Consider the following 23,278-nt stretch of genomic DNA (forward strand, 5'->3'; position numbering starts at 1 on the left):
CGTAAAAAACGGCTTTTTATCATTCTCTTCCTCCCATTATAGCCAAAGTAAGCGCATATATCAAAGATTGTTATACATGGTAACCACTTTGCCTTTCAAAGATCACTAGACATATAGTTTTGGAACAGAACTGCCAGCTCTTTTTTGCGGCTTTTCTTTAGGAGCAGGTGATGTGTGTGCCGCAGTTTTTTTCACAAGAATGTCCTCTGGTTCTTCATTTTCTTTTATTTCCTCTGCCTCATCAACTGGTGCTGTTTGTTCATTCGTCACTTCTGTTTCCTCGCCGAGCTCTTTTGGTTCTGCGTCTGTATCGTTTGCGTTCGTTTCATCATCATCTGCACTACCAAGCTGGCTGTACAGCTTAATCATCGCAGGCAGATTTCTCACTAAAGGGCCGTATTGCTGAATCATTGGCGTGAATTGCTGCGCCATTCCGAGCACTTTTTGAACATTCCCTAACATGCTTGAGAGGGTCGCAGGATTTGTGAAGCTCTGGATTCCTTGTAATCCCGCACCACCTCCAGAGATCCCTGCTCCCCCGGCTCCAGGAAGGAATTTAGCGAGCATGCCCTTAATGCCGGCTCCACCGCCCAGTGCACGGCTCTCACCCCCTGGAATACCGCCCATCCCGCGTAAACCACCGCCCTGTACAGACGGGGAGCGAGGCATCATTTGTTGAAATTGATTCCCTTGCCCTTGAAAAGGCTGTTCGATAGGAGCCTGCTGTCTCCTTTGAAAAATCCCGGGCTGTCCGCCATTTCCAAGGTGCCGGCGTGAGGGACGATGCGGCTGAAAATCGCCCATAGGCCTTTGCCCTAACATACTTGTACCTCCCTTACTGCATTCTCTTTCTCTTCATAGGTTATGCAAGGAAGCATCAATTGGTTTCCTGTAAGAAAAGCGGACATGGTTTTTTTGTTGAAAATCAGCTATAATGAGGAGATGAGCAAAAAGGCATTGCCTTAAGGAGTGAAAACATGAAAGAAACGAAATTTACGACATATGAATTAAAGCCATTTATTATAGATGCTATTCATGAACTGGGCTTTTATGAGCCAACTGATATTCAAAAAAGAATCATCCCTGCTGTTTTAAAAGGTGAAAGCGTCATTGGCCAATCACAAACAGGAACAGGAAAAACCCATGCGTACTTATTGCCGCTTATTCATTCAATCGATCCAGGCAAAGAGCAAGTACAAGTGGTGATTACTGCACCAACACGAGAATTAGCCAATCAAATTTTCAAAGAAGCTCAAACGATCTTAAAGAATACTTCTCCAGAAGAAGACATTAAAGCAAAGCTTTACATTGGCGGAACGGACAAGCAGAAATCCATTCAAAAGCTAAAGAACCAGCCGCATTTGGTTGTCGGTACACCTGGACGTATTGCTGATCTCATTCATGAGCAAGCGCTGAATGTATACAAAGCGACTTCTCTTGTTATTGATGAAGCGGATTTAATGCTGGATATGGGATTTTTAGAAGATGTGGACCGTATTGGTGCACAAATGCCAGAAAAGCTGCAAATGCTTGTGTTCTCAGCAACCATTCCGGAAAAACTAAAGCCTTTCCTTAAAAAATATATGGACAATCCAAAGTATGCCCATGTTGAACCAAAACGTATTACTGCTGAAAACATTCAGCATATTTTAGTCCCGTCTAAACAGCGTGACAAATTAAAATTACTGCATGAGATGGTGACAAATGTACAGCCTTATTTAGGAATCATCTTTGCTAATACAAAATCAACTGTCGATGAAATTGCTTCATTCCTTCAAGAAAAAGGAATGAAAATTGGTGTGCTTCATGGCGGATTAACACCGCGCGAACGTAAAAAAGTCATGAAACAAATTGAAGATTTGGAATTCACCTATATTGTGGCATCTGATCTTGCAGCCCGCGGGATTGACATTAAGGGCATCAGCCACGTGATCAACTATGAACTTCCATCTGATCTTGATTTCTATGTTCACCGTGTTGGAAGAACAGCTCGAGCGGGCTCTTCTGGAATTGCGATGACCATTTATGACCTCGCTGATGAGGATGCACTTGTTCAGATTGAGAAAATGGGCGTTGTATTTGAGAACAAAACCATTGTTCATGGAGAATGGCGAGATGCGGATGACCGTCTGAAGCGTCAAAGACGTAAAAAAGCACCAAATGAAATTGAAGAAAAAGCGAAGCGTCTTGTGAAAAAACCGAAAGCCGTCAAACCTGGATATAAAAAGAAAATGACACGTGAGATGGATAAAATCAAAAAACAAGAACGTAGAAAGTCAAAGCGTAACGGAAAGTAGGGGGAAACATTGTTGAAGATTGGATCACATGTATCCATGAGCGGAAAACATATGCTTCTTGCAGCGAGTCAAGAAGCTGCCTCTTATGGTTCGAATACTTTTATGATTTATACAGGTGCACCGCAAAATACACGCCGCAAAAAAATTGAAGACCTTAATATTGAAGCTGGACAAGCGCATATGAAAGAGCATGGCATGACAGATATCGTCGTTCATGCACCGTATATTATCAATATTGGGAACACAGTCAATCCAGCGACATTCGAGCTTGGAGTGGACTTCCTTCGCTCAGAAATAGAGCGTACGGAAGCACTTGGCGCAAAACAAATTGTTCTCCATCCAGGTGCGCATGTCGGAGCAGGGACAGAAGCGGGCATTCAAAAAATCATCGAAGGTTTAAACGAAGTCATTGTGAAAGGGCAAGAGGTTCAAATTGCACTTGAAACAATGGCAGGCAAAGGCTCAGAGTGCGGAAGAAGCTTTGAAGAGCTTGCCCAAATTATCGACGGTGTGACACATAACGAAGCACTTTCTGTCTGCTTTGATACGTGTCACACACACGATGCTGGTTACCCGATTGTGAGTGACTTTGACGGTGTGTTAGAAGAATTTGATCGAATCGTCGGCATTGATCGAATCAAAGTACTTCATATTAATGACAGTAAAAACGTACAAGGCGCAAGAAAAGACCGACATGAAAATATCGGTTTTGGTGAAATTGGCTTCGATGCATTGAATTATATCGTGCATCATCCGCAGCTTCAAGATGTGCCGAAAATTCTAGAAACGCCTTATGTAGGTGAAGATAAAAAGAACAAAAAACCACCTTACAAATTTGAAATTGCGATGCTGAAAGAAAAGCAGTTTGATGAAGGCTTACGAGAAAAAATTACGGATCAGTAAAAAAACATGCAATGTGATGAGGTGCCGCTAAATGCGGCCCTTTTTTGCCTAATTTGTAAATTGGTTAAACAGATCATTGACAGTCTGTGCTGTCTGTTTAGAAGTAATCGCTTCCACCTGCTTAAGAAGCCGACTTCGCTCTGCATCATTAAAAATATTGACGTTTTTCCCATTCATGAGTTTGGCGACTTCAGCAGCCTGAGTTGATGTTAAGCTGACCCCGTACTGTTTCGCATACCTTAACAAATCATTTGCTGTGATCTGATTGAGGCGTTGCAGTACAATTTTTTGAATTAAAATCAATGTCATTCCTCCCCTCTGTAACAATGTATGGGCGAAAACGGAAAATGTGCAAAAAATTTTATTTTACTCTGTGAAATGATAAAATAGTAAAGTGAATAAAATGTTCATTGAAAATTTAACAAGTGTAGAAGGGAGAACGTATGGCAAATAGTAAACAGCACAGAAAGGAATCAGTGCCTCATTTTATTTTGAGAATTTTTCTGATTCTAGTAGGAGCTGCATGTGCAGCAGTCAGCATTGAATTATTTTTAGTGCCAAACAATATTATTGATGGGGGCATCATCGGCATTTCGCTTATTTTGGATTATCTCTTTACAGATAACCCATTCATCAATTTTGCGACGATTGTTGTCATTTTGAATATTCCATTTATGATATCGGGATACAAACATATTGGGAAAACCTTTCTCGTTTCCACTGTGATTGGGATTGTCAGCTTAGCCGTGATTGAATCTTCACTCCATCATGTAGAGGCGTTTACAAATCAGCCGATCTTAGCGACTGTATTTGGAGGTCTGTTACTAGGATTTGGCGTTGGACTCGTCATTCGGAATGGAGGCTCAATGGACGGAACAGAGATCTTAGGAATACTTCTGACGAAAAAAATTCCTTTCTCCGTCGGTGAGTTTGTCATGATCGTCAATGTGTTCATTTTTATTTGGGCAGGCTTTGTCTTCGGACCAGAGCAGGCTATGTATTCTGTCATGACATATTATTTGGCAATGAAAACAATTGATGCTGTGATTCAAGGACTTGATGAAACAAAAGCTGTCATTATCGTGTCGGATTATTATGATGAAATTTCAGATGCGATTCTTCATCGTCTTGGCAGGGGAACGACAAAGCTTAGAGGAAAAGGCGGTTATACAGATGAAGAGAAAGATGTCATCTATGCCGTTGTCACAAGGCTTGAAATTACAAAGCTGAAATCCATTGTGTTTGAAATTGATGGTCAAGCATTTATTACGATTATGGATACACATGAAACAAAAGGCGGTAAGTTTAAAACAGCCATTCATTAGCTTTTATTTTACTTTTTTATTAATCTTTTATATAATAAGACGTATGTATGGACAAAGAAAATGGCTCTTGCCATTTTCTTTTTGTTGTATAAATCGTAATCATTCTTTTTATATTGATTAAAGGTGGAAAGATTCATGGCAAAGCCAATTATTGAAATGAAAGACATTTCGTACTCGTATGGACAGCGAAATGTCATTGATCACATTCATTTAACAGTAGAGGAAGGGAACTTTCTGGCACTCGTTGGACCGAATGGATCTGGTAAAACAACCCTATTAAAATGCCTTCTTGGGCTCATTAAACCGCAGCAAGGTGAATTAAAACTATTTGGCACGCCTGTTTCAAAATTTAGAGACTGGGATCAAATTGGATTTGTTTCTCAAAAGGCAAATAGTTTTAATACGGGCTTCCCTGCTTCTGTGTACGAGGTCGTCGCAAGTGGATTGACCGCGAAAATTGGTTTATTCAAACGAATGAGTAAGCAGGATAAATGGCAAGTTGAAGATGCCATTCGCTCGGTTGGCATTCAAGATTTAAAGCACCAAAACATCGGTGAGCTTTCAGGTGGTCAGCAGCAGCGTGCATTTATTGCTCGTGCGCTCGTCAGTCAGCCAAAGCTGCTTATTTTAGATGAACCAACGGTTGGGGTAGACCAGCGGACAGTGGAGGGCTTTTATCAGCTGCTCGAAACATTGAACAAAGAAAAAGGAATGTCTTTAATTCTCGTCACACATGACGTTGGAACCGTCTCTGATAAAGTCACCCATGTGGCTTGCTTAAATCAGACCCTTCATTTTCATGGAGATGCAGCAACGTTTGATTCAATGGATGATCAGGCGTTATCTCAATTTTACGGACATGACATTCAAGTGATTCATCACGACCATCACCATCATGGGGGACATGAATAATGCTATTTCCATTTTTCCATTATGAATTTTTACAAAATGCATTTATTGCAGGAATGCTGATCGGTTTTATTGCGCCCTTACTTGGTGTATTTATTGTCGTGAGAAGGCTCTCACTGATTGCAGACGCTCTCAGTCACGTGTCACTTGCGGGGATTGCAGCGAGTCTATTCCTTGATAAAAAGTTTGGACTATTAACAGGGGTTAGCCCGCTGTACTTAGGGATGGCGTTTTCTGTTGCCGGTTCGTTATTTATTGAACGCCTGCGCTCTGTGTATAAGCATTATCAGGAGCTGGCGATACCTATTATTTTATCAGGCGGTATCGGGATTTCCGTCATCTTCATTTCACTAGCGAATGGCTTTAATACAGATTTGTTTAGTTATTTGTTCGGAAGTGTCAGTGCGGTGTCGAGATTAGATCTTTGGATTGTTGTTGGGATCTCACTTGTTGTTGTGTTAGTTGTTGTGCTTTTATATAAAGAATTGTTTTTGCTTTCTTTTGATGAAGAGCATGCAAAGGCTTCTGGTATTTCAGCCAAATGGATTCATTTTATTTTTATCTTAGTCGTCGCACTTGTCATTGCGGCATCGATGCGTATCGTAGGTACACTGCTTGTGTCCGCGCTCATGACGCTGCCTGTTGCGGCAAGTATTCGGATTGCCAAAGGGTTTAAACAGGCCATTTTCCTTTCTATCTTGTTCGGTGAATTGTCTGTCATGGTTGGATTGATCTTAAGCTATTATCTTGATTTAGCGCCGGGCGGAACCATTGTCATGCTGTCCATTTTGATTTTAATCGGGTGTATTAGTATTGGGAAATTCAAAAGGGGGAATCATCATGAACGTACAAGAAGCGCTTGATTTATTAAAGGAAAAAGGCTACAAATATACAAGCAAACGTGAAGATATGCTTCAATTGTTTTCTGATTCTGACAAATACTTAACCGCTAAAAATGTATTAACGTCATTAAGTGAAGACTATCCGGGTCTTAGCTTTGATACGATTTATCGAAACCTGTCCTTATATGAAGACCTTGGGATATTAGAGACAACGGAATTGTCAGGGGAGAAGCTATTCCGTTTTAAATGTTCATTCTCCCATCATCATCATCACTTTATTTGTCTTGCATGCGGTAAAACAAAGGAGATCGATGCCTGTCCTATGGACAAGCTTGAAGCCGATCTAGAGGATTATCACATTAGCGGACATAAATTTGAAATATACGGAACGTGTCCTTCCTGCGAACCGAAGGAAGTTCACTCGTAAAAGCCAGCCGCCGAGCTGGTTTTTTGTTTTGTCTTTTTGAAAACGTTTTACAAAGAGCAGCTGGTTCATTAGAATGAGATCAGGCAGGTCATACGCTCAAGCAATATTGAGTCTTTTGGAATATAGGGAGGGGTCAAAAGTGGCATATTATGTCGTGTTCGATGTAGGCGGAACGAGAACAAAACATGGATTAATGGATGAGGATGGGAAGCTAATCACTCGCGGTGACTATCAAACGAATTGCCGGCAGCTTGAACCGTTTTTAGAGGCAATGGAGGACGTGGTCAAACAATATCAAAAGACTCGAGATGTCAGCGGAATCGCCATCAGTCTTCCGGGGTTTGTGGACAGTCAAACGGGCTATACAGAATTTGCAGGTGCAATCATCGCCTTAAATGGTCAAAATGTAAAAACGCTTTTAGAAGAAAAAACATCTCTTCGTGTCGAAGTGGAAAATGATGCGAACTGCGCAGCCCTGGCAGAAAAATATAGTGGTCATGCGAAAGATTGTGACAGCTTTATTTGTATGACAATCGGCACAGGTGTTGGCGGCGGTATTTTTGCTGGCGGCCAGCTTGTTCGCGGGGCCTCTTTTCGCGGTGGTGAATTTGGCATGATGCTGACAGAAACAGAAAACGGCCAGTTTACGACACTCAACAGCAGTGCTTCAACGGCTGGATTAATTCGAAGCTATAAAGAAAAGCAAGGAATTCCGCAAAGTAAACAAATAGACGGTCAAGAGATATTTGATAAGGCAAAGCACGATCCGTCTATTGAGAAGCTGGTGGATCAGTGGTACAAACGAATAGCCATTGGTATTTATAATGTAGCAACTGTCCTCAATCCAGAGAAAATTCTCATTGGTGGCGGCGTGAGTGCAAGGCCGGATTTGATTCCAAGCATCGAGAAGCATTTACATACACTCCATGCCTGGAAGAACATTCAGGTGAAGCTGGAAACATGCTACTACTTGAATCAGGCTGGTATGAAGGGGGCTCTGTACCATTTTTTAATGAAAGAAGGGCATCTTGATACATCAAAAAAGCCGATATATTAAGGGTATCGGCTTCTTATATTCACTACATTAGTAAGCAGTTTGCAGACGCTGTTCGTATTGTTTGATCCATTGAGACGCTTCTTGCCAGTTATTGACGCGAATGATTCTATCGTCAATTGGCATTTGGTTATAAGGTGAGTTAAAAAGAATGACCGGAATATCAGCCTCTTTTGCAATCATTGTGGCATTGCCATGATGATCCTCGAAAAACACATCAATCTTGTGCTTTTGAACAGCTTCCAGCTTGTGATGACCGCCAACCAGCTCAATGTCATCATAGTGCACGTGATTTTCTTGAAACCACGTGTAGGTGACATCCGTGTGATGCTGCCTTCTTGCTGTGATATAAATCAGTTTGTGGTGATGTTTCATTTGATCTAGGATCACTTTTGCACCCTCGGCAGGCTTCGCCTGTTTATAAATAAGAGGCTCATGCTGATCCATCCAGCCCCAAAATTCTTCATTTGAAATCTTTAAAAGCTTCGTCAAATCATATTCTGTCATATCATCTAGTGTAATGGCACATTGAAACGACTCATTTAAGTAGGGAACAAAGGTGTCCTGCGCCGTCACTGTGCCATCAATATCAATTCCTAAACGTAACATGCCCACACTCCTCATATTTATACTCTTAAAGTGTAACATAATCAATTCACAATTCCAGCAAGTTTTAGCAAACATGAAACAGACATTTTTGCTCATACTAAAAAAGCTCCTTTCTATTAAGCACAAGGGGGAATTGATCATGGAAAGAGACGAGGATTTCAGAAGAAATGATCGTGAAATCGACACACACTTTAGTAATGATGATGGCTATTTAGAGGAAACAGCTGCTGAAATTGCAGAGCCATATCAGGCATCAAGAGATCGAGAAGACAGACGAGAACGTGACCATGTAGGTGACGATTCAGGCAGTAAGGGGATAGGCTATACAGCACTCGCGATTGCGATTATCTCATTATTTGTCTTGCCGGTGCTATTAGGGGTAGCGGCAATCGTCGTTGGTTATATTGCAAGAAGAAAAGGAGCACATGCGCTTGGCGCGTGGTCAATCGGGATCGGAATTGTTTCCGTCATCCTTGGCATTTTTATCACCCCGTTCTTTTAACAAGAACAGAAAAACGCCTGACAGTGACGTCAGGCGTTTTTGCTATGCGTTCGCTTGTTTTTCTTTTTCAGCTTCCATTTTCGCATAGTGTTCTTCAGCGATTTTATCGATTTCTTTTTTCAGTTCTTCGACCATTGTTTCTTCTGGTACTTTACGAACAATTTCACCTTTACGGAACAATAGGCCTTCGCCTCTAGCGCCTGCGATTCCGATGTCAGCCTCACGCGCTTCACCTGGACCGTTTACAGCGCAGCCGAGAACAGCTACTTTAATTGGTGCTTTAATTGTAGAAATATATTCTTCGACTTCATTTGCAATGCTAATGAGGTCAATTTCGATTCGTCCACAAGTTGGGCAAGAGATCAGTGTTGCTGCATTTGCTGCAAGACCAAATGATTTCAACAATTCACGTGCTACTTTTACTTCTTCAACTGGGTCAGCACTTAATGAGATGCGGAGTGTGTTACCAATCCCCATGTTCAAGATAGCGCCAAGTCCAGCTGCACTTTTTACAGTACCTGCAAATAACGTACCTGATTCAGTAATCCCAAGATGAAGGGGATAATCAAAGGCTTTTGCCGCTTTTTCGTACGCCTCAATCGCAAGGTTTACATCAGATGCTTTCATACTGACGATAATGTCATGAAAATCTAGGTCTTCTAAAATTTTAATGTGATGCAGTGCACTTTCGACCATGCCATCTGCTGTTGGGTAGCCGTATTTATCAAGAATCTTTTTCTCTAATGAGCCGGCGTTTACACCAATTCGAATTGGAATACCTTTTTCTTTTGCTGCTTTCACAACAGCTTCGACTTTTTCTCGTCTGCCGATGTTTCCTGGGTTGATTCGGATTTTGTCTGCACCTGCTTCAATGGCTTTTAGTGCAAGCTTGTAGTCAAAATGAATATCAACAACAAGTGGGATATTGATTTGTTTTTTTATGTCCGCAATTGCATTTGCTGCACGCTCATCTGGGCATGCGACACGCACGATTTGACAGCCTGCTTCTTCTAAACGTTTAATTTCAGCTACTGTCGCTTCGACATCATGTGTTTTGGTTGTTGCCATACTTTGAATGACAACCTCATTATTTCCACCTATAGTTAAAGGTCCCACTTTGACGGGACGCGTTTTAGTACGATGTGTGACTTCACTCACTTGTCAATCGCTCCTTAGTGTACACGCAATCATTTGCCATGTACGTCGTGTTTTACAGTTCATATTGTAACAGTCTCTTTGTATGAATGACAAGGAATTAACGTTTTATCTCTTATAGACTGGAAACTTATATGTGCTGCCTGCTCGAATTTCGTTCGCTTTGACGCCTTGATTCAGCTCTTCGAAATCCTCAATGACTTCATCAAGTGGCTTGCTTGTATGTACAATGGATACCACGGTTTCGCCTTGTTTGACAGTGACCGTCTTATACGCTTTTTTCTCAGATGTTTGAAAGGCACTTGCAGGAACAGCGGGTCCTTCTTGAACTGGAATGGTTCCATTTTTTAAATCAAAAAAGATAATAAAGAGGACAAACAAACTGATTAGTAAAAAAATAATTCGCCGCATTTCACTCACCGCTTTTAAGAGTTTACTTCAGTGTATGCATGTCCTGAAATGATAGAACCAAAAAGGGCAGGAAAGCTAGCATCTGTGGTTCTAGTTTGCTCTAGTAAGCCTTGTAATGGATTGAAAATCCTCACTTTGTCTTCATCAGCTAAGAATAGGTGGTGCTTACCCTTATGATCATTATGATAAAATAAAAAAAGGGGGAGAGTTTATGAAAAAAATAAGTCAGCATATATATGTGAGAACGCTAACAGAAAATGATGCAGAATCACTATTAACACTTGAACTTGAAAATCGCTCATATTTTCAGCAATTTACACCTTTGGTCAAAGATGATTTTTTCGCGTTATCTCGTCAAATTGAACGGATTAATCGCAGTATACAAAAGTGTGCACAAGATGAAGCTTACATGCACGGTATTTTCTTAAATGAAACAGATGCCTTAGTCGGAACGATTTCTCTAAGTTCTGTCGAAAGAGGACCTATTGAAGGGGCCATGCTTGGGTATGTACTCGATCAAAAGCAGGGCGGGAAGGGATATATGACAGAGGCCATTCGTTTAATCATCGATTATGCCTTTTATGAACTGCACCTCCATCGTATTGAGGCTGGAGTAAAGCCGGATAACATTGGTTCCATTCGTGTGCTTGAAAAGACAGGTTTTGAAAATGAGGGACTCAATCGTAAAAAAGTAAAGATTAATGGAGTGTGGGAGGATCACTATTTGTTTGCGATCATCCATCCAGATGAGTCATAGAGCATGAACATACATAAAAAGCTCCTCCAAGTCGGAGGAGCTTTCAGCGTGTAGAGAAACCCTTGTTGTATCTTTCGACAAGCGGTTTATTTTTTTGCAGGTATTTCTTTTACCACAAGATATAAGAAGATAAAGTTAATCACCCAATTTAATAAAAATGAGTTCGCAACAGGGGTGTTTAATGCACTCATGATGGCAAAAAAGACCGTCGTTAATGTGAGTGAATAGGCTGAGAGCTTCCATAGCATTTGGAAGGAAAGCTCTTTTTGCTGCATTCGTTTAATAAATGTACCAAGCATCGCAAGGAATGTCGCGCTGATGAACATGAGAGCCGCAGTTGATAGATATAGTAGCACACAAATGACGGGGATAATGATCGCTTGGTTCTGGTTTGTGACGCGAGCGAGTTCATCTTTAGTGAGCGTCCCGCCAAGGAGCTGGTATGGGATATCTGTCATTTGCCCATCAATGGCAATCACTGCCTTTTCCTTTAATAAAGCAATGGCCGTTTGCTTTGATTCAAGCTCACTTGCTTTTATTTTTTCAGCAGGGTCAAAGATGATCGTGATGCCGTTTTCTTCTTTTTCTATCGGTGCACTTTGATCAGCTTGAAGCTTTCCTTTTTCGATTGAAAAATCGGGTAAATCCTTTTTGATCACATGCTGAAATCCTGACATCGCATTCGAAATCTCCTGGCTCATATGATAACCCTGAGGAACAGCTGCGATGATCGAAAGGATAAAAATGAACAAAATCGCTTTTCCAATCCCTGTAAACCTTGCTCTAGCAATATCTTTTGGTGAGTAAATTCCTTTTAACAATAGACTAAATACGTTCAACCGATTCACTTCCTACATTCTTTTCTATTTCTCACATTGTATCAATGTCTATCCATCAAGTACAAGTACGGCCTTCATAGCTGGTTAAGATAGGTGGAATGAGGCATAATGTATACAGCATATAAAAAGGAGGTGCCGCGGATTGGACGTGCTGTATTGGATTCTGATTGGCTGTGCATTTATCATTGCGTTTGTTGGACTTGTCTATCCAATTATTCCTAGTGTTGTTTTTATGGTCCTTGGGTTTATTCTATATGGTTTCTTTTTCACCTTCGAGCCGTTTACGCTGACGTTTTGGCTCATTCAAGCCATGTTTACAGCTGTATTATTTGCGGCAGATTATGTCTCAAACCTCATTGGGGTGAAGCGCTTTGGCGGCAGCCGGGCAGCCATTTGGGGAAGCACCATTGGGTTATTAGTCGGTCCTTTTGTCATTCCGATTGCAGGCATTATCATCGGTCCATTTATCGGCAGTGTCATTGCAGAGCTTCTTGTTCATCAAAAAGATGTGAAGACAAGTGTGAAAGTAGGGTTAGGCTCATTAATTGGGTTTGTATCAGGTGTATTTGCAAAAGGATTGATTCAAGCACTGATGCTGGGCATCTTTTTATTTTATGTCCTTCGCTAAATCAAAAAATGGTGTTTAAAACTTTTTCTAAAGGGCTAAATACAAAATAAACACTGAAATGTTTCAGATCATGAGCAATAACGTTGAAACAAGCCGTTTCTTTTGATACTCTTTGAGTAGGGTGAATTGCTTGCTTACTATCTAAGGAAGCATTTCAGTACATACATTTCTAAGGAGGAATTTAACCATGGCTTTTAAACTTCCAGAATTACCATATGCTTACGATGCATTAGAACCACATATCGACAAGGAAACAATGACGATTCACCACACAAAACACCATAACACGTACGTAACAAACTTAAACAAAGCAATCGAAGGTGTATCAGCTCTTGAAGATCAATCAATCGAAGAGCTAGTGGCTAATCTAAACTCTGTGCCTGAAAACATTCGTACAGCTGTACGTAACAATGGCGGAGGACATGCGAACCACTCATTATTCTGGACGCTTCTTTCACCAAACGGTGGCGGCGCACCAACTGGTGAACTTGCAGATGCAATCGAAAAAGAATTAGGTGGATTTGAAAAATTCAAATCTGATTTCGCTGCAGCAGCTGCAGGACGCTTTGGTTCTGGTTGGGCATGGCTAGTTGTGAACAATGGCAAACTTGAAATCACAAGCACGCCAAACCAAGATTCTCCTTTAACTGAAGGAAAAACACCAATTCTAGGACTAGACGTTTGGGAGCATGCTTACTACTTAAACTACCAAAACCGTCGTCCTGATTACATTTCTGCTTTCTGGAATGTTGTGAACTGGGATGAAGTAGCTCGCCTTTACAGCGAAGCTAAATAAATCATTTGATTCGAAAAGACCTGCTCTGAAAAGAAGCGGGTCTTTTTATATTTTCCCTCCTTTTTTTACATATCTGCCTTTTGATGAGACAGACTATTGTGTAGAAAAGGAGAATGAAATGTATGAGCAGATTAAAGAAAATGTTCGGGGACATGGATGTCACAAGAGATTTATTGCTCCTCCTCACGATTGGTGGATTATACGCACTGGCGATTGCGCTTTCGAATACGTTTGTGAACGTGTATTTATGGAAACAGTCTGGGAAATTCACAGATCTTGCGATTTATAACTTGGCGATTGTTGTGCTTCAGCCCATTACCTTTTTATTCGCTGGTCGGCTCGCTAAAAAAATAGATCGGGCGTTTGTTCTTCGTTTTGGTGTGATCTTCTTAGCGGCTTTTTACTTAATTGTTTTAATAGCAGGAGAACACGCGGCGGCGCGGCTTGTTTTATTAGGGAGTGTCCTTGGGATCGGCTATGGTTTTTATTGGCTTGCTTTTAACGTGCTCACCTTTGAAATCACAGAGCCTGAAACAAGAGATTTCTTTAATGGATTTCTAGGTGTCCTCACCTCTACAGCTGGCATGATCGGTCCACTGATCGCGGGTATTGTCATTTCTCAATTAACAGATGATACGGGCTATACAGTGATTTTTACTTTATCGCTAATTTTGTTTTCATTAGCGGTTGTGATGAGTTTTTTCCTGAAGAGAAGGCAGTCAAAAGGAAAATTTATGATCAAGCAAATTTGGAAAGAACGCCATGCGGATGAGAATTGGCGTAAGATTACAACGGCTCACTTTTTTCAAGGGCTTCGTGAAGGCGTGTTTGTCTTTTTAATTAGTGTCTTTGTGTTTATTGCAACAAATAGTGAGCTTGCTCTAGGGACATTTGGTTTGGTGAATTCAGGTGTTGCCTTTTTTGCTTATTTCTTCGCTACACGTTTGATTAAGAAAAAATGGCGGAAGAAAGCCATTATGCTTGGCGGGCTTATTTTATACGGCGCTTTATTTCTGATTGTATTTCAATTGTCCTATGTATCGCTTCTTATGTATGCAGTGGCCATAGCGATAGGGTATCCGCTCCTTCTTGTTCCGTATGTATCCTTAACGTATGATGTGATCGGTCATGCTAGGTATGCAAGAAAAGCCCGAATTGAATATATTGTGGTGAGAGAGCTATTTTTAAATGCCGGCCGTATTTGTTCCATTGTCTTGTTTCTTTTGTCTGTCACCCTACTAGGTGATGAGCTCGGCATTCCTGCTTCACTTGTTGTGCTTGGAGCGGGGCACACACTCATTTATTATTTTGTGAAAGATATTCATTTAAAAGAGAAAACAGCGGATATGAAAGAGGCTGACGGTCAAAAGCCAGTATCTCAAACGAACCTTATTAAGGGAGAAAGGTAAAATTTCTTACCAATGGAACATCAAATTTCTAGATAAATAATAGAAAAACCGCTAAAATGATGATGGCACCTTTTATACACAAAAAGGGGTGCCATTTCTTTCTTGATAGAAAAGGTGATGTGATGAGAAACAAGAAAAACAAAAAAGACGCGAAGGAAGGGCGCAAAACACTTCCAATCCGGCTGAATTTATTATTTTTAGCTGCGTTCATTATTTTTACTGGTGTTGTAGTAAGACTTGGGTTTGTGCAGATTGTCAATGGAGAAGATTATAAAAAGCAGGCAGAAAAACAAGAAGATGTGAATGTCAGCTCATCTGCTCCGCGCGGAAAAATTTATGATCGAAACTATAACACGATTGTCAGCAATAAAGCGCTAAATGCCATTACATATACGAGAACTTCGACGACTTCACAAGAAGAGCGGCTCAAAGTGGCAGCAAAATTAGCGGATATGATTCATGTGAGCACGAAAAAAATTACAGATCGTGACAAAAAAGATTTTTGGATCTTAACGCATCCGAATGAAGCAAAAAAGCTTGTTCAAAAGGAATCAGGATTAAAGGGTGACGATAAGGTTTCTGATGATAAACTATATGAGCTTCAACTGAAACGCATCACAGACAAGGAATTAAATCAACTGACGAAAAAAGATTTACAAGTGCTAGCGATTAAAAGGCAGATGGATGCAGGCTATGCACTCACGCCTCAATTCATTAAAAATGAAGATGTGAAGCCAAGCGAAATTGCTTACGTCTCTGAGCATTTGGACGAGCTGCCTGGCGTTGATGTTACGACAGACTGGTCACGCAGCTATCCTTATAAAGGACTGCTCCGCAGTATGCTCGGCAGTGTATCCTCAAGTGATGAAGGTCTTCCGCAGTCACTCCTTGAACATTATCTATCACTCGGCTACAGCCGAAATGACCGTGTAGGAAAAAGCTATCTTGAATATCAATATGAAGATGTCTTGCAGGGCCAAAAGGAAAAAGAACAGAGTACAACCGATAAACAGGGCAATGTCACAAGCTCTAAAGTCTTAACAGAAGGAAAGAGCGGGAAAGATCTTGTGCTGACAATTGATATACAGCTGCAAAAAGCAGTTGAAAAAATCATTGAAAAGAACTTGAGAAGTGCGAAGCAAAGAGGTGGAACAGAGCTTCTTGACCGTGCGTTTGTTGTGATGATGGACCCGAGAAATGGAGAGGTTCTCTCGGTTGCGGGTAAACAGATTACAAACAAAAACGGAAAATACAAATTCGATGACTACGCACTAGGAACGATGACATCATCGTATGCGATGGGATCAGCAGTGAAAGGGGCAACTGTACTGACAGGATATAAAACAGGTGTTCTCCACATTGGAAGTACCCAATATGATGAACCGCTCTATATCGCGCAGTCACCGCCAAAGAAATCCTATCAAAATATGGGACTCATTAATGATTTAACGGCACTAGAGCGTTCGTCAAACGTATATATGTTCAAAACAGCGATTGCCATTGGGAAAGGGGAATATCGTAAGAATCAGCCGCTCCCAATTGATACGAAAGCATTTGATACGTTCCGTTACAATTTCAGTAAATTTGGTCTTGGGGTTGAAACGGGTATCGATCTACCAAACGAAGCAACTGGCTACCGAGGAACGTCTACACAATCTGGTCTCTTACTTGACTATGCGATTGGACAATATGACACGTTTACACCGCTGCAAATGGCGCAGTACGTCTCAACGATCGCAAATGGCGGTTACCGTTTACGCCCTCAGCTAGTAAAAGAAGTCAGAGAGCCCGATCCGCAGCGCGGCATTGGAGCCGTGACGGAATCCGTTAAGCCAGATGTATTGAATAAACTTGATATGACAAGTGATGAGATCAAGCGTGTACAGCAAGGCTTCAAGCTTGTGATGCAAAATCCAAGAGGGACAGCCTATGCAAACTTTGGCAACAAAAAGTACAATCCAGCTGGCAAAACAGGGACAGCTCAATCATTCTATGACGGCCCAATTAAAAGCAAACGTGGCACACCGACATATAACACAACACTTGTTGCGTATGCGCCTGCTGATAACCCAGAAGTGGCCATTTCAGTCGTCGTGCCGTGGGTGTATCAAGACTACAACCAGCGTTATCCGATTACGAATGATATTGGTGAACAAGTATTAGACAAATACTTTGAACTAAAATCAAAACAAGAAAGCAACGATACACAAGCGAAAAACAAAAATAAAATTGAAAATGAAGCAGAAACAAATGACTAGACCTTTCCTAGGTAAAAACGCTCACTTTTTGTGGGCGTTTTTTTATGTTTTCTTCACACTTTTCGATATAAATTGACAAAAATCATAAAAAACTCCGCAAGATCTCTACAAAACTTCGACATTTACAAAACCTTAACATTCCATTTAAACGAAATTAATAAAGAACCTTTAATGTATTACTCGTAGGACAAATTATTCAGGGGGTATTCTTGAAATGAAAAAGAACAAATTATGGCTGCTTACTTTCCTTACTATCGCATTGTTAGCATTCGTCACAGCATGCGGAAACAGCAGCTCAAGCGGAGATTCAAAAGACAGTAAAGGAAATGCTTCAAACAAAGATGAGGCATCAGGTTCCATTACCATCTCAGGATCATCTGCGATGCAGCCTTTAGTTCTTGCGGCAGCAGAAAAATTCATGGATAAACATCCAAAAGCCGATATTCAAGTACAAGCCGGTGGTTCTGGAACAGGACTTTCTCAAGTATCAGAAGGATCTGTACAAATTGGTAACTCGGATGTATTCGCAGAAGAGAAAGACGGAATCGACGCAAAAGCTTTAAAAGACCACAAAGTAGCAGTTGTTGGAATGGCAGCAGCTGTAAACCCTGAAGTTGGTGTCAAAGACATCACAAAGGACGAATTGAAAAAAATCTTCACTGGCGAAATCAAAAACTGGAAAGAGATTGGCGGGAAAGACCAAAAAATCACACTTGTCAACAGACCTGACTCTTCAGGAACTCGTGCAACATTTGTGAAATATGCACTTGATGGTGCGACACCTGCAGAAGGAATCACAGAAGATTCTTCAAACACAGTGAAAAAACTGATTGCAGAAACACCAGGTGCGATTGGATACCTAGCATTCTCTTATTTAACAGATGACAAAATTACACCGCTTAGCATTGATGGTGTGAAACCAGAAGAAAGCAATGTAGAAAGCGGTAAATATACAATTTGGGCATATGAGCACTCTTATACAAAAGGTGAACCAGAAGGTTTAGCAAAACAATTTTTAGATTATCTCATGAGTGACGAAGTACAAAAAGAAATCGTAAAAGACCAAGGCTACATCTCAGTTTCTAATATGAAAGTAGAAAGAGACGCAACAGGCAAACAAACTGATAAGTAAGAGGTCTTGAATTGCTGATGAAGGAAAAGTGGAGCTTTTCACTTTTCCTTTTATGACATTCATAGGAGTGTAGAAAAAGATGAAGCAGATAGAACAGACAGAAGCGAGCGATCGACTGATCAGCTCGAAGAAAAATAGGCAAATGGATGAAGTAAGGGGAAGTATTTTGGTGAGATTTTGCGCATTCTTAATGATTGCTGTATCAATCGCCATCACGATCTTCCTTGGTATTAAGGGTTTACAATCTTTCATCGTAAATGGTGTAAGCCCAATTGAGTTCTTAACCAGTATCAATTGGAACCCAACAGCAGAAAACCCTCAATACGGCGCATTTCCATTTATCTTTGGATCAATCGCCGTCACGCTCCTATCGGCACTCATTGCAGCACCGCTAGGCATAGCAGGAGCGATCTTTATGACAGAAATTGCACCTGCATGGGGCCGGAAAATTCTTCAGCCAGTGATTGAATTGCTTGTAGGGATTCCATCCGTTGTTTACGGATTCATAGGTCTTACAGTATTGGTGCCTTTTATTGGACATTTCAAGTCAAGTGGCTCAGGGCATAGTGTATTAGCAGGAACGATTGTCCTGTCTATTATGATTCTGCCAACCGTTACATCCATTGCAACGGATGCAATGGCTTCACTTCCAAAAAGTTTACGTGAGGGATCGTATGCGTTAGGCGCAACAAGATGGCAAACGATCAGACGTGTTCTTGTACCAGCAGCGCTTCCGACGTTAATGACAGCGGTCGTGCTTGGAATGGCAAGAGCATTTGGAGAAGCCCTTGCCGTTCAGATGGTCATTGGAAACACGCGTAATCTACCAGAGAGCATTATGGACACAGCTGGTACATTAACAACCATTATTACGTTAAACATGGGTCACACAACGTATGGAAGTGTTGAAAACAATACACTTTGGTCAATGGGACTTGTCCTTCTAGTTGTATCATTTATGTTCATACTCATTATCAGATACTTGTCATCTAGGAGGAAGATTTAATGAATAGCAAAATGACCGATCGTTTTGCCACATTTGTTTTTGGATTATGTGCCGCCATTATTACGGCGATTCTTGTTGGTTTGTTTTCTTATATCATTTTCAACGGTGCAAAAGAATTAAACTTTGACTTTTTGACAACTCGCTCAAGTGCAATTGGCTCTGGCGGCGGAATTCGGGATCAGCTGTTTAACTCGTTTTACATTCTATTTATTACAATGCTGATCACAGTGCCTCTTGGTGTTGGCGGCGGAGTGTACATGGCGGAATATGCACCTCAAAACAAAGTCACAGATTTTATTCGTACATGTATTGAAGTGCTATCGTCACTTCCTTCTATTGTCATCGGCATGTTTGGTTTACTGATGTTTGTTAATTTAACAGGCTGGGGCTATACGATCATCGGAGGAGCCCTTGCGCTCACTGTATTTAACTTACCAGTGATGGTCAGGGTGACAGAAGACGCGCTTCGATCAGTACCGAAGGATCAAAAGGAAGCATCACTTGCGCTCGGTGTGACAAAGTGGCATACAGTCAAGACGGTCCTCATTCCAGGTGCGCTTCCGTCTATTATCACCGGTGCGATTTTAGCATCAGGAAGAGTTTTTGGTGAGGCGGCTGCCCTTCTTTTCACAGCAGGTCTCTCAACACCGCGTCTTGATTTTACAAACTGGAGTCCGTTTTCTGATACGTCACCACTGAATATTTTTAGACCGGCTGAAACATTAGCCGTTCATATATGGAACGTCAATACGCAAGGGATCATTCCAGATGCAGAGGCCATTGCAAATGGCGCATCAGCGGTACTTGTGCTTTCAGTCTTAGTGTTCAACTTAGCAGCTAGATGGCTTGGTTCATTTATTCATAAGAAGCTTACGTCAAAATAAATTGAGAGAGGTGTGAAGGGGATATGGTTCAAATGCTGGCAGAAAAAAAAGAGATTGCAGCAAAAAAGGCTCCACTTCAATCGGAACAGATTTTACAGGTGCAGGATTTAAGCATTTATTATGGTGAAAAAAGAGCGGTCAATCAAATATCATTCGAAATTGAGAAGAACGCTATTACGGCATTGATTGGCCCATCAGGCTGCGGGAAATCAACCTTTTTACGCAGCATTAACCGCATGAATGATTTGATTCCAGGTGCGAGAAGTGAAGGGGCGATCATGTACGAAGGATTGAATATTTTAGATGATCGCATTAATGTGGTGAATTTAAGAAGAGAAATCGGCATGGTCTTCCAAAAGCCAAATCCCTTTCCTAAATCAATCTACAACAACATTACGCATGCGTTAAAATATGCGGGTGAAAAAAGAAAATCAGTGCTTGATGATGCGGTAGAGGAAAGCTTAACAAAGGCAGCGCTATGGGATGAGGTCAAAGACCGTCTGCACCGCTCTGCATTGTCATTATCAGGTGGTCAGCAGCAGCGCCTTTGTATTGCACGTACACTTGCGATGAAGCCTAGCGTGCTTCTATTAGATGAACCTGCTTCCGCTCTAGACCCGATCTCAAATGCGAAAATTGAAGAACTACTTACAGAATTAAAAAATGATTATTCAATCGTCATTGTGACACACAACATGCAGCAGGCGCTTCGTGTATCTGACCGTACAGCCTTTTTCCTAAACGGTGATTTAGTGGAATACGATGCTACAGAACGTATCTTTACACGTCCTGCGCAGCAAAAAACAGAAGACTATATCAATGGTCGATTTGGATAAGGCGGGTGGATTTTGATGAATGCAGTAGCAACTGAAACAGCCAAAAAAGAAGTGTTTCGTGTGAATGATATGAACCTATGGTACGGGCAGCATCACGCACTGAAACAGATTAATTTAGACATTAGAGAGCATGAAGTCACAGCGATTATCGGACCATCAGGCTGCGGGAAGTCAACATTTATTAAGACCTTGAATCTCATGGTCAAAACAGTGCCAGGTGTGAAAATCACAGGGGATATGATGTATAACGGTGACAATATTTTAAAAGGCCGTGTCGATTTAGTAGAACTGCGTAAAAACGTCGGGATGGTGTTTCAAAAAGGGAATCCATTCCCTCAGTCTATTTTTGATAATGTCGTATATGGCCCAAGAATTCATGGAGTGAAGAGCAAGCAGCAATTGAAAGAAATCGCTGAAAAAGCGCTTCGTGATGTCGCACTTTGGGATGAAGTAAAAGATCGTTTAAGTGCGCCAGCATTAGGTCTTTCCGGCGGTCAGCAGCAGCGCCTTTGTATCGCAAGAGCGATTGCTACAAGCCCAGACATCTTATTAATGGATGAACCAACATCAGCACTTGATCCTGTTTCAACATTAAAGATCGAAGAATTGATTATGAAATTGAAGGAGAAATACACGATTGCTATTGTGACGCACAACATGCAGCAAGCGGCAAGGGTATCAGATCGAACAGCCTTCTTCTTGATGGGGGAGCTTGTTGAGGTCAATGATACAAATGTAATGTTCTCACAGCCAAACGATCAAAGAACGAATGATTATATATCTGGACGATTTGGATAACAAAAACCCCCTGGAGGTCAGCGCCGCCAGGGGGGTTTTTATTGTTATTTTGTTAAGGCTTTGACGATTTGCTTGAACGTCATACCTGTTTTTAAGTTGAATTTGCCTGCGCGAATTTCTTTATGGTAGCCGGCGTCAATGACGTAATCATTAAAATCTTTAGATGAGTTGATGATTCCGTCTTTTTCAAGCATGTCTGAAACATCACTTGTGCTCATACCGTTTTTAATCACGAATTTGACTGATTTGCCTTTTGGCTTGTCCGTTGTTTGTTTATCATTCTTAGAATCGCCGTCTTCATTTGCCTTCAGCGCTTTTTCTTTATAATCAAGAAGCTGCTGATACGTTTCACGACTGACGGATACTTCTTTTTTAGAGTCTAAATAGTTTTTCACGTCAGTGTCTGTCACTTTTGCTGCGAGGGTTTCTTTTGTCGTTGAATCAGCTGCTGCTTCATCTTTTCCAGTGAGGAAAAATACGATGGCCAGAACACCAGTTGCAAGAATCATCCCCGCTGCAAAGGTTTGGATGCTTTTTTTCGTCATACAAGCACCCTCTCGTTGTCTTTAATGATCATGTTGACATCTTCTACAGACACATGCTCTGCGCGCGCAATCGCTTCAGGCGTCATGCCATTTTGATGCTTTGAAATGATTTGTCTTGCAATGGATGGATCAATTTCTGAATGCTTGCGGACGACGATATTTGTTTCAAGTAATTCTTCTTCAAGAACCTTCATTTTCTTTTTCAGTTTATAGATTTCTTGCATTGCAGATAGTTGAAGTGTTTCAAGTTCCTGCTCTACTTCTTTAATCGGCTCTCTTTGAAAATATGAGAATGCGATCAGTACAATACTGACAACTAGCAATCCGATAATTGCAATTTCCATGTTTCATCACCTTTTATTCATATTTTAATGCTGAAAGCCAAAAAAGGCTCTCATGATTGTTTCAGACAGTTTTCGACCCTTCTTTTTTATACCATAAAAAAGCTAGTTTCAAAAGGAATTGCTGAAGAAAATCACCTTTTTTTCATCATTTTTCTTTTTATATGTCAAACGAGTATGAAAACTTTGCTCGCTGTCAAAATAAAAGAAGCCTGACCGATCAAAAAAGCTGTGGATAGAAGAGGGGTTCTCATGTATACAGTACGACAAAGACCTGAGGTTTTATAGGGGAGCAGGCCATTTTTCATGAAATGATCGCGCGATATGGATCAGAACGCGGACGGATTGCACTGAAAATGAAATTGATGAAAAAACATTCTAGCATTCCTAAGCTAGAAGTGGTATTATGGTTAGGTCTGAATGTGAATTGATTTTAGTTTGGAGGGAAAAATATGCGCGTAAATATTACTCTAGCTTGCACTGAATGCGGTGAGCGTAACTATATTACTAAAAAGAATAAGCGAAACAATCCAGATCGCGTTGAATTCAAAAAGTATTGCTCACGTGATAAAAAACAAACTTTACATCGTGAAACAAAGTAAGCAGCAGGGAATT

The 23,278-nt window shown here is 41.0% G+C and carries 27 protein-coding genes; 19 read left to right on the forward strand and 8 right to left on the reverse strand.

The annotated features are described in order from the left end of the window. Positions 1–105: 105 nt before the first annotated feature. Positions 106–822, reverse strand: coding sequence for a VrrA/YqfQ family protein (gene vrrA / locus BA70_RS06050; protein WP_034319522.1), 717 nt, complete (start codon positions 820–822; stop codon positions 106–108). A 155-nt stretch (positions 823–977) separates the two neighbouring features. Here vrrA and BA70_RS06055 point away from each other — a divergent pair, with 155 nt between their 5' ends. Both BA70_RS06055 and BA70_RS06060 read left to right on the forward strand, forming a co-directional pair. Then, the gene (locus BA70_RS06055) at positions 978–2,297 is read left to right on the forward strand and encodes a DEAD/DEAH box helicase (RefSeq protein ID WP_034319524.1); all 1,320 of its coding nucleotides are present in this window, start codon (positions 978–980) and stop codon (positions 2,295–2,297) included. A gap of 9 nt (positions 2,298–2,306) precedes the next feature. After that, positions 2,307–3,200, forward strand: a complete 894-nt coding sequence (locus BA70_RS06060; RefSeq protein ID WP_034319527.1) for a deoxyribonuclease IV — start codon at positions 2,307–2,309, stop codon at positions 3,198–3,200. 48 nt (positions 3,201–3,248) lie between these two features. Here BA70_RS06060 and BA70_RS06065 read toward each other — a convergent pair whose 3' ends face one another. Then, positions 3,249–3,503, reverse strand: coding sequence for a DUF2624 domain-containing protein (locus tag BA70_RS06065; RefSeq protein ID WP_034319529.1), 255 nt, complete (start codon positions 3,501–3,503; stop codon positions 3,249–3,251). 140 nt (positions 3,504–3,643) lie between these two features. Here BA70_RS06065 and BA70_RS06070 point away from each other — a divergent pair, with 140 nt between their 5' ends. From BA70_RS06070 to BA70_RS06090, 5 genes are all read left to right on the forward strand, one after another. After that, on the forward strand, positions 3,644–4,525 hold the full coding sequence (locus BA70_RS06070; RefSeq protein WP_034319532.1) for a YitT family protein: 882 nt from the start codon (positions 3,644–3,646) through the stop codon (positions 4,523–4,525). Between the two features lie 135 nt (positions 4,526–4,660). Further along, complete coding sequence (locus BA70_RS06075; protein WP_034319535.1) at positions 4,661–5,437, forward strand: metal ABC transporter ATP-binding protein; 777 nt, start codon at positions 4,661–4,663, stop codon at positions 5,435–5,437. Next, positions 5,437–6,297, forward strand: a complete 861-nt coding sequence (locus tag BA70_RS06080) for a metal ABC transporter permease (RefSeq protein WP_034319538.1) — start codon at positions 5,437–5,439, stop codon at positions 6,295–6,297. The genes BA70_RS06075 and BA70_RS06080 overlap by 1 nt, the downstream gene beginning before the upstream one ends. After that, entirely contained in the window at positions 6,275–6,703 is a 429-nt protein-coding gene (gene zur, locus BA70_RS06085) for a zinc uptake transcriptional repressor Zur (RefSeq protein WP_034319540.1), read from the forward strand. The genes BA70_RS06080 and zur overlap by 23 nt, the downstream gene beginning before the upstream one ends. Positions 6,704–6,842: 139 nt before the next feature. Then, positions 6,843–7,760 (forward strand): ROK family protein, encoded by a 918-nt coding sequence (locus BA70_RS06090; protein WP_034319544.1) that lies wholly within the window; start codon positions 6,843–6,845, stop codon positions 7,758–7,760. A gap of 27 nt (positions 7,761–7,787) precedes the next feature. Here the strand turns inward: BA70_RS06090 and BA70_RS06095 are convergent, their stop codons facing one another. Further along, positions 7,788–8,366, reverse strand: a complete 579-nt coding sequence (locus tag BA70_RS06095; protein ID WP_034319547.1) for a 5' nucleotidase, NT5C type — start codon at positions 8,364–8,366, stop codon at positions 7,788–7,790. Positions 8,367–8,505: 139 nt separating this feature from the next. On the opposite strand from BA70_RS06095, the gene BA70_RS06100 reads away from it, so the two are divergent. Beyond that, complete coding sequence (locus tag BA70_RS06100; RefSeq protein WP_008342359.1) at positions 8,506–8,868, forward strand: DUF308 domain-containing protein; 363 nt, start codon at positions 8,506–8,508, stop codon at positions 8,866–8,868. Between the two features lie 42 nt (positions 8,869–8,910). Here the strand turns inward: BA70_RS06100 and ispG are convergent, their stop codons facing one another. Beyond that, positions 8,911–10,026 carry a flavodoxin-dependent (E)-4-hydroxy-3-methylbut-2-enyl-diphosphate synthase gene (gene ispG, locus BA70_RS06105; protein ID WP_034319549.1) on the reverse strand — a complete coding sequence of 372 codons (1,116 nt, stop codon included), beginning with the start codon at positions 10,024–10,026 and terminating at the stop codon, positions 8,911–8,913. Between the two features lie 105 nt (positions 10,027–10,131). Next, on the reverse strand, positions 10,132–10,434 hold the full coding sequence (locus BA70_RS06110; protein ID WP_034319551.1) for a LysM peptidoglycan-binding domain-containing protein: 303 nt from the start codon (positions 10,432–10,434) through the stop codon (positions 10,132–10,134). Positions 10,435–10,645: 211 nt separating this feature from the next. Between BA70_RS06110 and BA70_RS06115 the strand changes: the two genes are divergently transcribed. Continuing rightward, positions 10,646–11,191 carry a GNAT family N-acetyltransferase gene (locus BA70_RS06115; RefSeq protein WP_034319554.1) on the forward strand — a complete coding sequence of 182 codons (546 nt, stop codon included), beginning with the start codon at positions 10,646–10,648 and terminating at the stop codon, positions 11,189–11,191. Positions 11,192–11,277: 86 nt separating this feature from the next. Here the strand turns inward: BA70_RS06115 and BA70_RS06120 are convergent, their stop codons facing one another. Beyond that, positions 11,278–12,030 carry a DUF1189 domain-containing protein gene (locus BA70_RS06120; RefSeq protein ID WP_034319557.1) on the reverse strand — a complete coding sequence of 251 codons (753 nt, stop codon included), beginning with the start codon at positions 12,028–12,030 and terminating at the stop codon, positions 11,278–11,280. A gap of 142 nt (positions 12,031–12,172) precedes the next feature. Here BA70_RS06120 and BA70_RS06125 point away from each other — a divergent pair, with 142 nt between their 5' ends. From BA70_RS06125 to pstB (BA70_RS06165), 9 genes are all read left to right on the forward strand, one after another. Then, positions 12,173–12,658: a DUF456 domain-containing protein gene (locus tag BA70_RS06125; RefSeq protein ID WP_034319560.1), complete on the forward strand. Its 486-nt coding sequence runs from the start codon at positions 12,173–12,175 to the stop codon at positions 12,656–12,658. Between the two features lie 187 nt (positions 12,659–12,845). Continuing rightward, the gene (sodA, locus tag BA70_RS06130) at positions 12,846–13,454 is read left to right on the forward strand and encodes a superoxide dismutase SodA (protein ID WP_007501264.1); all 609 of its coding nucleotides are present in this window, start codon (positions 12,846–12,848) and stop codon (positions 13,452–13,454) included. A gap of 122 nt (positions 13,455–13,576) precedes the next feature. Next, the gene (locus BA70_RS06135) at positions 13,577–14,863 is read left to right on the forward strand and encodes an MFS transporter (protein WP_034319563.1); all 1,287 of its coding nucleotides are present in this window, start codon (positions 13,577–13,579) and stop codon (positions 14,861–14,863) included. 122 nt (positions 14,864–14,985) lie between these two features. Further along, positions 14,986–17,121, forward strand: coding sequence for a peptidoglycan D,D-transpeptidase FtsI family protein (locus tag BA70_RS06140; RefSeq protein ID WP_034319975.1), 2,136 nt, complete (start codon positions 14,986–14,988; stop codon positions 17,119–17,121). Between the two features lie 214 nt (positions 17,122–17,335). Continuing rightward, entirely contained in the window at positions 17,336–18,253 is a 918-nt protein-coding gene (locus BA70_RS06145) for a phosphate ABC transporter substrate-binding protein (protein ID WP_034319566.1), read from the forward strand. A 79-nt stretch (positions 18,254–18,332) separates the two neighbouring features. After that, positions 18,333–19,259, forward strand: coding sequence for a phosphate ABC transporter permease subunit PstC (gene pstC, locus BA70_RS06150; protein WP_034319569.1), 927 nt, complete (start codon positions 18,333–18,335; stop codon positions 19,257–19,259). Continuing rightward, positions 19,259–20,143: a phosphate ABC transporter permease PstA gene (gene pstA, locus BA70_RS06155; RefSeq protein ID WP_008360050.1), complete on the forward strand. Its 885-nt coding sequence runs from the start codon at positions 19,259–19,261 to the stop codon at positions 20,141–20,143. Before pstC ends, pstA begins: the two co-directional genes overlap by 1 nt. A gap of 23 nt (positions 20,144–20,166) precedes the next feature. Next, complete coding sequence (pstB, locus tag BA70_RS06160) at positions 20,167–20,979, forward strand: phosphate ABC transporter ATP-binding protein PstB (RefSeq protein ID WP_034319571.1); 813 nt, start codon at positions 20,167–20,169, stop codon at positions 20,977–20,979. Between the two features lie 15 nt (positions 20,980–20,994). Further along, positions 20,995–21,777 (forward strand): phosphate ABC transporter ATP-binding protein PstB, encoded by a 783-nt coding sequence (pstB, locus tag BA70_RS06165; RefSeq protein ID WP_034319574.1) that lies wholly within the window; start codon positions 20,995–20,997, stop codon positions 21,775–21,777. Between the two features lie 44 nt (positions 21,778–21,821). On the opposite strand, the gene BA70_RS06170 is transcribed toward pstB (BA70_RS06165), so the two are convergent. After that, positions 21,822–22,322: an endolytic transglycosylase MltG gene (locus BA70_RS06170; RefSeq protein ID WP_034319577.1), complete on the reverse strand. Its 501-nt coding sequence runs from the start codon at positions 22,320–22,322 to the stop codon at positions 21,822–21,824. Next, entirely contained in the window at positions 22,319–22,666 is a 348-nt protein-coding gene (locus tag BA70_RS06175) for a hypothetical protein (protein WP_034319579.1), read from the reverse strand. Before BA70_RS06175 ends, BA70_RS06170 begins: the two co-directional genes overlap by 4 nt. Positions 22,667–23,115: 449 nt before the next feature. Between BA70_RS06175 and rpmG the strand changes: the two genes are divergently transcribed. Beyond that, the gene (gene rpmG / locus BA70_RS06180) at positions 23,116–23,265 is read left to right on the forward strand and encodes a 50S ribosomal protein L33 (protein WP_008360061.1); all 150 of its coding nucleotides are present in this window, start codon (positions 23,116–23,118) and stop codon (positions 23,263–23,265) included. Positions 23,266–23,278 lie beyond the last annotated feature (13 nt).

This window comes from Bacillus zhangzhouensis (assembly GCF_000715205.1).
Taxonomy (GTDB): Bacteria; Bacillota; Bacilli; order Bacillales; family Bacillaceae; genus Bacillus; species Bacillus zhangzhouensis.

What these genes read in the sequence shown, in the direction of transcription:
- vrrA (WP_034319522.1), bottom strand. Translation starts at nt 822, where the DNA reads ATGTTAGGGCAAAGGCCTATGGGCGATTTTCAGCCGCATCGTCCCTCA.
- BA70_RS06055 (WP_034319524.1), top strand. Translation starts at nt 978, where the DNA reads ATGAAAGAAACGAAATTTACGACATATGAATTAAAGCCATTTATTATA.
- BA70_RS06070 (WP_034319532.1), top strand. Translation starts at nt 3,644, where the DNA reads ATGGCAAATAGTAAACAGCACAGAAAGGAATCAGTGCCTCATTTTATT.
- BA70_RS06075 (WP_034319535.1), top strand. Translation starts at nt 4,661, where the DNA reads ATGGCAAAGCCAATTATTGAAATGAAAGACATTTCGTACTCGTATGGA.
- BA70_RS06080 (WP_034319538.1), top strand. Translation starts at nt 5,437, where the DNA reads ATGCTATTTCCATTTTTCCATTATGAATTTTTACAAAATGCATTTATT.
- zur (WP_034319540.1), top strand. Translation starts at nt 6,275, where the DNA reads ATGAACGTACAAGAAGCGCTTGATTTATTAAAGGAAAAAGGCTACAAA.
- BA70_RS06095 (WP_034319547.1), bottom strand. Translation starts at nt 8,366, where the DNA reads ATGTTACGTTTAGGAATTGATATTGATGGCACAGTGACGGCGCAGGAC.
- BA70_RS06100 (WP_008342359.1), top strand. Translation starts at nt 8,506, where the DNA reads ATGGAAAGAGACGAGGATTTCAGAAGAAATGATCGTGAAATCGACACA.
- BA70_RS06110 (WP_034319551.1), bottom strand. Translation starts at nt 10,434, where the DNA reads ATGCGGCGAATTATTTTTTTACTAATCAGTTTGTTTGTCCTCTTTATT.
- BA70_RS06115 (WP_034319554.1), top strand. Translation starts at nt 10,646, where the DNA reads ATGAAAAAAATAAGTCAGCATATATATGTGAGAACGCTAACAGAAAAT.
- sodA (WP_007501264.1), top strand. Translation starts at nt 12,846, where the DNA reads ATGGCTTTTAAACTTCCAGAATTACCATATGCTTACGATGCATTAGAA.
- BA70_RS06135 (WP_034319563.1), top strand. Translation starts at nt 13,577, where the DNA reads ATGAGCAGATTAAAGAAAATGTTCGGGGACATGGATGTCACAAGAGAT.
- BA70_RS06140 (WP_034319975.1), top strand. Translation starts at nt 14,986, where the DNA reads ATGAGAAACAAGAAAAACAAAAAAGACGCGAAGGAAGGGCGCAAAACA.
- BA70_RS06145 (WP_034319566.1), top strand. Translation starts at nt 17,336, where the DNA reads ATGAAAAAGAACAAATTATGGCTGCTTACTTTCCTTACTATCGCATTG.
- pstC (WP_034319569.1), top strand. Translation starts at nt 18,333, where the DNA reads ATGAAGCAGATAGAACAGACAGAAGCGAGCGATCGACTGATCAGCTCG.
- pstA (WP_008360050.1), top strand. Translation starts at nt 19,259, where the DNA reads ATGAATAGCAAAATGACCGATCGTTTTGCCACATTTGTTTTTGGATTA.
- pstB (WP_034319571.1), top strand. Translation starts at nt 20,167, where the DNA reads ATGGTTCAAATGCTGGCAGAAAAAAAAGAGATTGCAGCAAAAAAGGCT.
- pstB (WP_034319574.1), top strand. Translation starts at nt 20,995, where the DNA reads ATGAATGCAGTAGCAACTGAAACAGCCAAAAAAGAAGTGTTTCGTGTG.
- BA70_RS06170 (WP_034319577.1), bottom strand. Translation starts at nt 22,322, where the DNA reads ATGACGAAAAAAAGCATCCAAACCTTTGCAGCGGGGATGATTCTTGCA.
- BA70_RS06175 (WP_034319579.1), bottom strand. Translation starts at nt 22,666, where the DNA reads ATGGAAATTGCAATTATCGGATTGCTAGTTGTCAGTATTGTACTGATC.
- rpmG (WP_008360061.1), top strand. Translation starts at nt 23,116, where the DNA reads ATGCGCGTAAATATTACTCTAGCTTGCACTGAATGCGGTGAGCGTAAC.